Raw genomic sequence first — 10,371 nt, 5'->3', positions numbered from 1 at the left:
CCTCGGCTTCCGCAACCTCACCAACTACATCGCCAGATCACTACTCGAATCCGGCGGATTCAAACCGAAACTACACCCTCCATTGTGAAGAGCCGGTAAAGTCGTCAAATATGAGCAACCTCTTTTCGGACGCCGTGCCCCTACCGGCAGAACCCGACCCAGCACCGGTGCTGGCCTACAGCGTGAACGTCCCGGTTCCGCCGGATCATGCATATGCGGGCTTTGTCGACAACATTCATCTCTGGTGGCCCGCACAAAACCTCAGTATCTACGGTGTCGGCAGTTTCTTCGATCTCGAGGACGGAACACTGGTCGAAACCTCTCCCGAGAATGAGGAAGCCGTGTGGGCCGACGTCTTCGGACGAGAAGACGGGTGCCGGCTTGACCTCGCCTGGCACCATCAGTTGCCCGGAGGCACCCAGACAGAGCTGTCCCTCAGGTTTGATCGCATCCCAGACGAGGGCACCTTGGTATCCCTGACACACGGGGGGTGGTCTACGGCCCAGCAGTCGCACACGGAACGCTCCCTCTACGAGGCCTTCTGGCCGACAGCGCTCGAGAAGTTCAAGCGCTTCATGGGAGCAATCCTGTGACTCCCGAACTGATAGCGGAGTTGAGTGCACTCCTGCCGCAGGGTGCAGTGTTGTCTACCGATTTCGACGTCGAACCCTACGCCAGGGACCAGGGTCCGGTCCTGAGCCTTCACTCTCCTGCGGCGGTGGTCTGGGGGCAGTCGGTCGACGAGGTGCAGCAGATCATGCGGTGGGCGCACACTCACCAGGTCCCGGTGGTTCCCCGGGGCGCGGGTACCGGAGTCTCGGGAGGAGCCCACGCCACTGCGGGATGCATTGTGTTGAACCTGGACCGGATGAACCGCATTACTGCGATGAATCCACTGGACGAGACCGCCGTCGTCGAGCCCGGTGTGATCAACGCCGACCTCAACGCTGCAGCCGCCGAGCATGGGCTAATGTATGCGCCGGATCCCGCCAGCTACCGGATCTCGACCATCGGTGGGAATGTGGCGACCAACGCCGGCGGTCTTCGGTGTGCGAAGTACGGTGTGACCCGCGATTCGATCCTTGCTCTGGACGTGGTCCTCGCCGATGGAACGCTGATCCGGACGGGCGTGCAGACCTTCAAGGGCGTCGCCGGGTACGATCTGACCTCGCTGTTCGTCGGATCGGAAGGCACACTGGGGATCGTCGTCGGCATCACTGTGCGCCTGCGCTACCTGCCCCACAGCGAGCAGACCCTTGCCGCCTTCTTTCCCGACGTCCAGGCCGCTGCCGCGGGGGTCCTCGCGGTAGGGGAGGCACGCGTCCAGCCAGCCATCATGGAATTGCTGGACGGCATGACTTTGACTGCCCTGGACGGAGCGCATGGGTCCAACCTTCGCGAGCGGGGCGGTGCCCTGTTGCTGATTCAGACTGATGGATTCGGGGCTGAGGCGGAAGCCGCCGTCGTCCGCGTGGTTCTGACGGCGCTTGGCGGTACGGTCAGTTCACAGGACGTCGGTGAGGCGGCACGCCTGATTGATCTTCGTCGGCATAGCCGTGGGGACGAGGTCGACGACGAATTCCGGGTGGGCGAGGACGTTGCCGTGCCGCGGTCCCAGCTGGTGCACTACATTGCACAGCTCGAGCGGGTGGCTGCCGAGCATGCGGTCCTGCTGAAAGTGGTGGCCCACGCCGGTGACGGTAACCTGCATCCGACCTTCTGGGTGTCGGCGGCCGAGGGCCCGGCGGGCGTGGCGCGGCTCGACCTTGCCCTCGACGAGTCGGTGCGTCTGGCGCTGGGCCTGGGCGGCACAATCACCGGGGAGCACGGGGTTGGCCAATACAAATTGAGGTGGCTCCCCTGGGAGCAAGCGGAGGAAGTCCTGGACCTCCAGCGTCGAATCAAAAAAGTGTTCGATCCGCGGGGCATCCTGAACCCGGGGAAGGCCATTACCGCCACGGCATAGCCTCCGGTGGATAGAATAAGTGCTATCGCTGCCAGGTGGCAGCATCATGAACATGAATGGGGATTCAACGTGTCTGACAACTATCCGGGCAATCAGCCCAACCAGCAGGGCAGCGGCCATGGCGAGGACCCTTCGAAGTACCCGGCCGGCCCGCAATGGCAGCAGCCCGCACCGGGCAGCCAGCCCGCTCCCTACGGGCAGCAGGGGCAGTCCAGCCAGTCTCCGTATGGTCAGCAGCCCCCTTACGGTCAGCAGGGCGGGTATGGCCAGAGCCCGTATGGAACCGGCCCAGGCGGATACGGACAGCAGACCGAGAACCCCGGCAAGACACTTGGCATTATTGGTTTCATTTTGTCGTTGATCCCGTTCCTCAACGTTGTCGGTCTGATCGTCAGCATCGTGGCAATGGTGAAGTCCCGCAGGGCACGGATGGGCAATGGGTTCGCCCTTGCCGGAATTATCATAGGTGCGCTTGCTGTGATCGCCACTGTTATCCTCATCGTCACGGTCATCGCGTTCGCACCTCTAATCTCCGAAGTAGCAGAGTTCTGCGAACAGGCCGGTCCGGGCACCCAGACGTTCAATGGCGAGACGATTCAGTGCCCATAAAGCGCTAGTTCCCTAACGCCACCAGACGCGCCCAGAGGCTGGTGGGAAGTGCCGGTATCGGCCCTTCCCACCATGACTCCGGGCGTGTTTCCGGTGTAGGCGAGTGGTTCTGCGAGCCGGGTTAGGGCGAGTCGCGCGCGCCGCCGCCCAGAATGTCGATCGACTTTGTGTCGGCGGTGAGCATGATGGCTGCCTCGTCGCGGCGGTGCACCAGAATGGAGTCGAGGTAGGACTGCACAGCCTCAGCCATTGGCACGTTGCGATCCTCCTTCTCCGACATGTACCAGCGGTGCTCCAGCACCTCGTGGACCACCTCCGCCGGTTCCAGCTTGCGGCCCAGTTCGCGCGGGACGGAACGCACAATCGGTTCGAACACCTGGGTGACCCAGAGATGGGCGCTGAGCTCCTCGTCGACGTCGGGGTTGTTGTCAGCGCGGTAGGCGTCCATGTCGTTGAGGAGCCGTCTGGCCTGGTTTTCCTGGGCATCGAGCCCGGTCAGCCGCAGCAGCCGCCGGCTATGGTGCCCAGCGTCGACTACTTTGGGCTGTAGTTGGATCTGGGAGCTGTTGGCCTCGGTCTGGATGGCGTATTCTTCCACGTCGAACCCCAGCTCGTTGAGCCGGCGGATCCGGGCGTTCACGCGCCACCGGTCGTTGAGGTCGAAGGATTCCTGGTCTGTCAGCTCGGCCCAGAGACGGCGGTAGCTGTCCATGATGAGCTCGCTGGTGGCCAGGGGGTCAACCTTCTCCTCAATCAGGCCACCCTCGGCGAGGTCCATCAGCTCACCGGCGATGTTCACGCGGGCGATCTCGAGGTCATACTCCCGCTGCCCGGAAGATAGCCCCGGGTACAGCTCTCCCGTCTCGGCGTCGACCAGGTAGGCGGCGAAGGCTCCAGCATCACGGCGGAACAGGGTGTTCGACAGGGAAACGTCGCCCCAGTAAAACCCGATGAGATGCAGCCTGACCAGCAGGAGCGCCTGGGCATCGATGAGGCGGGTCAAGGTCTCCCGCCGCAGTGTCTGGGAAAACAGCGCGCGGTAGGGCATCGAGAACTTCAGGTGCCGGGTGACGAGCACCGGATCAAGGTCGGAACCGTCCAGGGCCTTCCGGCCGGTGATGACAGCGACCGGCTCCACGCTCGGCACATCAAGCCGCCGAAGCTTCCTCAGCATGTGGTATTCATGCCGGGCAACGTGCTCGCTGGTCTCCTTGATAGCAATGACCGAACCGCCAAGGTGGGCAAACCGGACAATGTGCCGTGAGATTCCGCGGGGTAACGCGGCAAGGTACTGTGCTGGCCACTCTTCCAACCCAATATGCCAGGGCAGGTCCAGGAGTTCGGGGTCGGTGGCGGCAGCGGTGATGTTCAGGGAGCCCAGTGTGCCTGGACCCGAGCCGCCCCTGGTGCGCGGCAGCTTGCCGGGCTGGTCCCAGTCGGTTGGCTCGTCGTGCCACTCGGCGTCTGGCAAATCGTTCATGTGTTGCCCTTTGTTGTGACTGTTTACTACTTAACGAAATACGGTACTTAACGAAGTACGGTGGCCCCTGAATTGAAAGACAATCCAAAGACCACCGTACTCGGGTCAGTTCCGCTCGGACAGCGGGGCTAGCTTAGACGTGGTCGGCCAGCCGCAGTCCGTCCTTCATGTCGAAGAGGTGTACGTGGCCCTTTTCTGGGGTGACGTAGATGGTGTCGCCCTTCATTGGTGGGCGCCGTCCGTCGACGCGTGCCACGATGACCTGCTCTTCCCCGTTGAGCGTGGTGTGGCCGTAGATGTAGGCGTCGGCGCCGAGTTCCTCGACGACGTCGACCTCAACCTGCAGGCCCTGGCCATCCGGTGCGATCTGGAGGTCTTCCGGACGAACACCCAGGGTCACGGTGCCGCCGTGTGCTGCGTCGAGCACCTCGTGGGCAACCGGGTAGGTGATGCCACCGAACTTCACGCCGCCGTCGGTGACGGGGAGTTCCAGCAGGTTCATGGCGGGGGAGCCGATGAAGCCTGCCACGAAGACGTTGATGGGGCGTTCGTACAGGTTGCGTGGAGTGTCGACCTGCTGGAGGACGCCATCCTTGAGGACCGCCACGCGATCGCCCATGGTCATTGCCTCAACCTGGTCGTGCGTCACGTAGACAGTGGTGACACCCAGACGGCGGGTCAGCGACGCGATCTGGGTGCGGGTCTGCACGCGCAGTTTGGCATCGAGGTTGGAGAGGGGCTCATCCATGAGGAACACCTGTGGGTTACGCACGATCGCGCGTCCCATTGCAACACGCTGCCGCTGGCCACCGGAGAGTGCCTTGGGCTTGCGGTCGAGGTAGGGCTCAAGGTCAAGCAGTTTCGCGGCGTCGCGAACCCGCTCGGCCCGCTCTTCCTTGGATACGCCAGCGATCTTCAACGCGAAGCCCATGTTGTCAGCCACCGACATGTGAGGGTACAGCGCGTAGTTCTGGAAGACCATCGCGATATCGCGGTCCTTGGGCGGGACATCCGTGACGTCGCGGTCGCCAATGAGGATACGTCCCGAGTTCACATCTTCGAGTCCGGCGAGCATCCGCAGCGACGTGGACTTGCCACAGCCGGAGGGCCCCACGAGAACGAGAAATTCGCCATCAGCGATTTGAATGTCGAGCTTGTCAACCGCGGGCTTATCTGTCCCGGGGTACAGGCGTGTTGCCTGGTCAAACGTCACCGTTGCCATTTGTTTTTCCTTTTCACGGGCAGGTACGTGCCCGACGATCCGTTGTGAATGGAGAGTATTCAGTTACCTGTGTCGCCCTGACCACGCCTCATCGAGACGGCAGGTGGTGTGCGTCACAGAATCCGAGTATGGCAGATAAATCAGGATTGCGCACTGCCACGGCGCAGCGTGAGCAAATGCTCCAGGACCAGTACCAGTTCTTCGGGTGAATGGACCCGGTGAGCGGCCTGGGTCTGCCCTTCACCGATCTTGATGCCGAGGTCCTGAGCTTCGAGTGCTGCGAATGCATGCTCGTCGGTGACATCGTCGCCGGCGAACAGCACTGCCGTGGCACCGGTGTACTCCCGCAGCGACCTGATGCCCTGACCCTTGTCGGCACTGATCACTGAGGTTTCCAATACGCGCTTGCCATCGGTGATGTGGGCACCCTCCAGCTGATCCAGTGCGGCGCGGGCCGCGTCCGTTGCGGCTGCCGCGACGTCGTCGTCAGCGGTCCTGGTGTGGAGGACGACGCCGGTGGGCTTGGACTCGAGCATGGTCCCGGCGTGGGCATCCACCACGCGTTGGACGGCGGCAGTGGCCCGGCGAAGCAGGTCGGTCTGCTGATCGGTCAGTGTCAGGGGAGCACCATCGGGTCCGGTCCAGGTCTCGGCGCCGTGGCTACCGATCAACAGGGTTTCCGGGTCGGGGGTCGCGACCGAGCGGAGGCTGTCAAGGGCCCGGCCGGAGACGAGCGCCGTCGTCGTCTCCGGGAGCTGCCCCAAGGCTGACAGCGCGCTGGCTGACCCGGGGAGCGGCCGGGCGTCAGCGGCGAGGGGGACGAGCGGTGACATGGTGCCGTCGAAGTCCAGGGCGATCAGTAGGTGGTCGGCGGCGGCGATCGATTCCAGCGCCTTCAGCAGCACGGGGTTCAGGCTCTCAGGCATGCGGTGTCTCCTGGGGGTTCTCTTGGTTGCCCGCCTGCAGCGCTGCGAGGAAGGCCTGGGACCATCGTTCGACGTCGTTCTGCAATACCTGGCGGCGCATGATGCGCATCCGCCGGGTCGCTTCGGCCGGGCTCATGTTCACCGCGGTGACAATTGCGGCCTTGAGTCCGTCGATGTCGTGCGGGTTGATCAGGACCGCCTGGCGGAGGGTGTCGGCGGCCCCGGCGAACTCGCTGAGCACCAGCGCACCCCTGTTGCTGGTGCGCGCTGCCACGTATTCCTTGGCCACCAGGTTCATGCCGTCGCGCAGGGCGGTGATCAGCATGACGTCGGCGGCCAGGTACAGGGCAACCATCTCTTCCACCGGGTAGCTGTGGTGCAGGTAGCGGATGGCGGTGTTCTTGATGGTGTCGTAGGTGCCGTTGATCCGCCCGACGGCTCCCTCGATTTCCTCGCGCAGCAACCGGTACTGTTCGACCCGTTCCCGGCTGGGGCTTGCCACCTGGATCAGCGCGGCATCTTCCACCTTGACATGCCCGTCGGCGAGGAGCTCCTCGTAGGCCTTGAGCCGGTGGCCGATCCCCTTGGTGTAGTCGAGCCGGTCGACGCCGAGCAGGATGTGCTTCGGGTTGCCGAGCTCACGGCGGATCTCCTTGGACCGTTCAATGATGTCCTCGCGGTTGGCGAGCGTGATGATCTGGTCGACGTCGATCGAGATCGGGAAGGCCTCAGCCCGAGAGGTGTAACTGGGGCCGCCCTCTTCCAGCTCGACGTGCACCTGCTGCTGCTTGACCGTGTGCCCAACGAAGCGTCGGACGCAACGCAGGAAGTTGCTGGCGTCGCTGGGGCGCTGGAATCCGATCAGGTCGGCGCCCAGAAGGCCCTCGATCACCTGGCGGCGCCAGGGCAGTTGGGCGAAGATCTCCAACGGGGGAAACGGGATGTGGTTGAAGAAGCCAATCTTCAGGTCGGGCCGGGCCGCGCGCAGCATTTTGGGTACCAACTGCATCTGGTAGTCCTGTACCCAGACCGTGGCGCCCTCGGCAGCGACCGCAGCGGTGGCTTCAGCGAAGCGTTCGTTGACCCGGCGGTAGGAATCCCACCAGTGACGGTGAAACTCCGGGGGGGCAATCACGTCGTGGTATAGCGGCCACAGGGTGGCGTTGGAGAAGCCCTCGTAGTAGAACTCCACTTCGTCGGCGGTGAGGTGCACGGGGACCAGACGCATGTCGTCGTGGTCGAACGCGTCGAGGGATTCATCGGGTGCGCCGTGCCAGCCCACCCACGCGCCGTCGGCCTTGGCCATGACAGGTGCCAGGGCAGTGACCAGGCCACCGGGGGAGCGACGCCAGGAACTGCTGCCGTTGGTGTCCACCCGGTCGACCGGCAAACGGTTGGACACCACAATGAACTCGAATTCGCCGTAGGCGGTGGTGTTATCGGACGGGGGTGTAGCTGACGGCACGCTGACTCCTGCACATAGTAGGCCTACTTAGTACTTTACCGTTTGGGCGGCGACGACTGTTCAGTCGTCGGCGGCAGGCGATGGCTCGCTAAGCTTGAGACTACGCGTACCCAACGATGACGAGGACTGATGACGCCCAGCTCCAGCCAAAAACCGTCCAAATCGCAGCGCTCGGCGCAAGCCCGCGAGCAGGCGAGGTTGCTTCGCGAGGCCCATGAACGCCAGGAAAAGCGCAAGGGTCTTCTCATCCGATGGGGGGTGGTGGCGGCTGTGGCGGCCATCCTGGTGGTCGTGGCGCTGATCGTCACCAACACCATCCGCGGGCAGGTGCCCGACGCCGGCCCGGCACCGTCCGGCGGCAATGAACATGGCGGGATTGTGCTTTCGTCGAGCACCGGGATGGAATCCTTCGAGACAGGAAACGTCGACCTGGCGACCCTGCCGACCGACCCACGACCTGCCGGGGAACTGCCGCCAGGCATCGCTGCTTCGGCCGATGCTGAGCCGGTCCAGGTGGTCTCCTATGTGGACGTAAACTGCGTATTCTGCGCCGAGTTTGAGAGCACCCACGCGGAGCAGATCAGGACCTGGCTCGACGCCGGTGAGATCACAATGGAGCACCGCAACGTGGCCTATCTGGACCGCAACTCGTCCACCGACTTCTCCTCACGGGGCGCGAATGCCCTCGCCTGCGTCGCCGAGGAATCCCCCGAGGCGTACTTCGACTACTCCACCGGGGTGTTCGCCAACTATGAGAACGGCGAGCTCGACGACGCCGGGCTGGCGAGTCTCGCTTCGACGGTGGGTGCGGCAGATATTTCCACGTGCCTGTCCGAGGGCACCTTCCGGCCCTGGGTCAACTTCACCACCGAAGCGGCCGAGCTGGACGGCATCACCGGGACGCCGACCATCTACGTGGATGGCGAAGCGGTGCCCGAGGCCATTGACAATTTCGCGGAATTCACGCAGGAGAAGATCGACGCCAAGGGCTAGTTTTCGCTGACGCTTCGGCTGGGCTAATCTGGACTGTGCGCAATCGGCCGGTTTTCTGGACGACAGCGCCAGCTGGCTTTGCCAGTTCGCCTCCTTAGCTCAGTTGGCCAGAGCACCTGTCTTGTAAACAGGGGGTCGCCGGTTCGAATCCGGCAGGAGGCTCCAAAGCAGATCAAATGCAAGCCGCTAGAACTGGCGGATAATGCTGGCCGTCGTCGGTTCCTTTCGTTTCAGCACTTGATTCAAGATTGGTTTGAGTGACCAGGACGTGACCATTCGGACAGTCGTCTATCCATGCTTGTCACTGCTGCAGTCAAATGGTCGTCGTTGGTGTGAAGGTACAGACGCGTGGTCTCGATGGATTCGTGCCCAAGGATTTCCTGAAGAACATGCAACGGGACTCCGGCATCAGCTAACCATGTAGCGCCCGTGTGCCTCAGTCCGTGCCTTCGGAGCCCCGGAAGTCCTAGACGCGTAACTAGAGAGTCCCAGCTGAGGGCTTTGCGTACGGTGGCTGTCGTCAGTACTCCACCCCGTGGGCCAACAACCAACCTTTCCGAAGGTGAGCGATTTGCTGTCAGCCGTTCAAGCACAGGAACAAGGGGCTCGAACACCGGGACGATCCGGGTTCGGCGGGATTTTGTTCTCTTAATCACCAACCCTCCCTTACCGGGGTAATGCTGCCGTTGTATGCGTACCCTCTTCAGTTCTAGGTCGACGTCACCGACGAGAAGTCCAGAGACCTCAGATCCGCGGGCCGACAGGAGTGCGCAGAGCAGCACCCAATCGGCGTAGGAGTCATGGACCTTGGCACATTCTGAAGCGAGCCTTTCAAGTGCTGCCGGGTCTTTGATCGCGTGGACCCTCGGAGATACAAGATCGTGAACCGTCCGTGCGGTCCGCCGAGCCCTTAGCTTTGCTGGATTCCGGTGAATCAGATCGTCTCTCATGGCTTCGTCTAGTAGGCGAACGAGGGAAGACAACGAGTTCTTGATCGTTGACTTGGAGTACGTCCCTTCCCACTGATCGATAGTTCGATCGATAATGCCCGCGGTCAACATCGACACCGGTAGGTGGCCTAAAGCCGGCAGCACACGGAGTCGAAGGCTGGTTTCGTACAAATCACCGGTAGAGGACATGTCAACGCCCCGGAGATACCGGTCGCCTACGTGCACTGCGTAATCGGTCAATGTAATCCCAGGTGCAATCCCAGTCCTAGTTGCCTCTTCCATTTCTTCATGAAAAGCAGACGCCTCCTCGATCGTTCGGACCATTTTCGAGACTGACATGCGCTTCCCAGTTGTCGGGTCTGTCCAGCGCACACGAGCGCAAAAGCCGGTTGACCGCGGAGCGGCGTCTTTGTTGAGGCGGACGCCTATAGGAGGAATCTTTGTCATGCGACACGACCCCACAGAAATGATTCAAGGGACTCACGACGATAGCGGGGAGTGTTTGCTGAAAGATAAACGATGGATTCGTTCAGCGGATGATCGGGCTGATCTCGCCACCTACTCAGTGTGGACACATTGATCCTCAAGATGTCGGCGACTTCCTGCGATGTGAGGAGATCTGGAGTTCTATTCACAGGGAATGGGCACATTCGGTTGCCTTTCAAGGCTCTTCACAATGGAGGGTGTAGTTTCGGTTTGAATCCGCCGGATTCGAGTAGTGATCTGGCGATGTAGTTGGTGAGGTTGCGGAAGCCGAGGG

9 protein-coding genes and 1 tRNA gene are annotated in these 10,371 nt (G+C 62.4%); 5 read left to right on the top strand and 5 right to left on the bottom strand.

Annotated features, from left to right (window positions below; genetic code table 11):
- Positions 1 to 110 precede the first annotated feature (110 nt).
- The 3 genes from IWX64_RS15985 (at position 111) to IWX64_RS15975 (ending at position 2,575) form a co-directional block, all read left to right on the top strand.
- Positions 111 to 593: a hypothetical protein gene (locus IWX64_RS15985; RefSeq protein ID WP_196868118.1), complete on the top strand. Its 483-nt coding sequence runs from the start codon at positions 111 to 113 to the stop codon at positions 591 to 593.
- Complete coding sequence (locus IWX64_RS15980) at positions 590 to 1,966, top strand: FAD-binding oxidoreductase (RefSeq protein ID WP_196868117.1); 1,377 nt, start codon at positions 590 to 592, stop codon at positions 1,964 to 1,966. Before IWX64_RS15985 ends, IWX64_RS15980 begins: the two co-directional genes overlap by 4 nt.
- 69 nt (positions 1,967 to 2,035) lie before the next feature.
- Entirely contained in the window at positions 2,036 to 2,575 is a 540-nt protein-coding gene (locus IWX64_RS15975; protein WP_196868121.1) for a DUF4190 domain-containing protein, read from the top strand.
- A gap of 121 nt (positions 2,576 to 2,696) precedes the next feature.
- Here IWX64_RS15975 and IWX64_RS15970 read toward each other — a convergent pair whose 3' ends face one another.
- From IWX64_RS15970 to IWX64_RS15955, 4 genes are all read right to left on the bottom strand, one after another.
- Positions 2,697 to 4,055 (bottom strand): DUF4032 domain-containing protein, encoded by a 1,359-nt coding sequence (locus IWX64_RS15970; RefSeq protein ID WP_196868116.1) that lies wholly within the window; start codon positions 4,053 to 4,055, stop codon positions 2,697 to 2,699.
- Positions 4,056 to 4,188: 133 nt separating this feature from the next.
- On the bottom strand, positions 4,189 to 5,277 hold the full coding sequence (locus tag IWX64_RS15965; RefSeq protein ID WP_196868115.1) for an ABC transporter ATP-binding protein: 1,089 nt from the start codon (positions 5,275 to 5,277) through the stop codon (positions 4,189 to 4,191).
- 140 nt (positions 5,278 to 5,417) lie between these two features.
- Positions 5,418 to 6,203 carry a trehalose-phosphatase gene (gene otsB / locus IWX64_RS15960; RefSeq protein ID WP_196868114.1) on the bottom strand — a complete coding sequence of 262 codons (786 nt, stop codon included), beginning with the start codon at positions 6,201 to 6,203 and terminating at the stop codon, positions 5,418 to 5,420.
- The gene (locus IWX64_RS15955; RefSeq protein WP_196868113.1) at positions 6,196 to 7,668 is read right to left on the bottom strand and encodes an alpha,alpha-trehalose-phosphate synthase (UDP-forming); all 1,473 of its coding nucleotides are present in this window, start codon (positions 7,666 to 7,668) and stop codon (positions 6,196 to 6,198) included. Before IWX64_RS15955 ends, otsB begins: the two co-directional genes overlap by 8 nt.
- Positions 7,669 to 7,797: 129 nt before the next feature.
- Between IWX64_RS15955 and IWX64_RS15950 the strand changes: the two genes are divergently transcribed.
- Both IWX64_RS15950 and IWX64_RS15945 read left to right on the top strand, forming a co-directional pair.
- Entirely contained in the window at positions 7,798 to 8,661 is an 864-nt protein-coding gene (locus IWX64_RS15950) for a DsbA family protein (RefSeq protein WP_245345753.1), read from the top strand.
- An 88-nt stretch (positions 8,662 to 8,749) separates the two neighbouring features.
- A tRNA-Thr gene (locus IWX64_RS15945) sits at positions 8,750 to 8,826 on the top strand.
- Between the two features lie 77 nt (positions 8,827 to 8,903).
- On the opposite strand, the gene IWX64_RS15940 is transcribed toward IWX64_RS15945, so the two are convergent.
- On the bottom strand, positions 8,904 to 9,611 hold the full coding sequence (locus tag IWX64_RS15940; protein ID WP_334683365.1) for a tyrosine-type recombinase/integrase: 708 nt from the start codon (positions 9,609 to 9,611) through the stop codon (positions 8,904 to 8,906).
- Positions 9,612 to 10,371: the final 760 nt, after the last annotated feature.

This window comes from Arthrobacter sp. CAN_A212, from assembly GCF_015752345.1.
Taxonomy (GTDB): domain Bacteria; phylum Actinomycetota; class Actinomycetes; order Actinomycetales; family Micrococcaceae; genus Arthrobacter_D.
This window is presented reverse-complemented; position numbering and strand designations above follow the sequence as displayed.

Bases quoted from the DNA above. Each gene is read 5' to 3' on its own strand.
- IWX64_RS15985 (WP_196868118.1), top strand. From the start codon at position 111: ATGAGCAACCTCTTTTCGGACGCCGTGCCCCTACCGGCAGAACCCGAC.
- IWX64_RS15970 (WP_196868116.1), bottom strand. From the start codon at position 4,055: ATGAACGATTTGCCAGACGCCGAGTGGCACGACGAGCCAACCGACTGG.
- IWX64_RS15965 (WP_196868115.1), bottom strand. From the start codon at position 5,277: ATGGCAACGGTGACGTTTGACCAGGCAACACGCCTGTACCCCGGGACA.
- otsB (WP_196868114.1), bottom strand. From the start codon at position 6,203: ATGCCTGAGAGCCTGAACCCCGTGCTGCTGAAGGCGCTGGAATCGATC.
- IWX64_RS15950 (WP_245345753.1), top strand. From the start codon at position 7,798: ATGACGCCCAGCTCCAGCCAAAAACCGTCCAAATCGCAGCGCTCGGCG.
- IWX64_RS15940 (WP_334683365.1), bottom strand. From the start codon at position 9,611: ATGAGAGACGATCTGATTCACCGGAATCCAGCAAAGCTAAGGGCTCGG.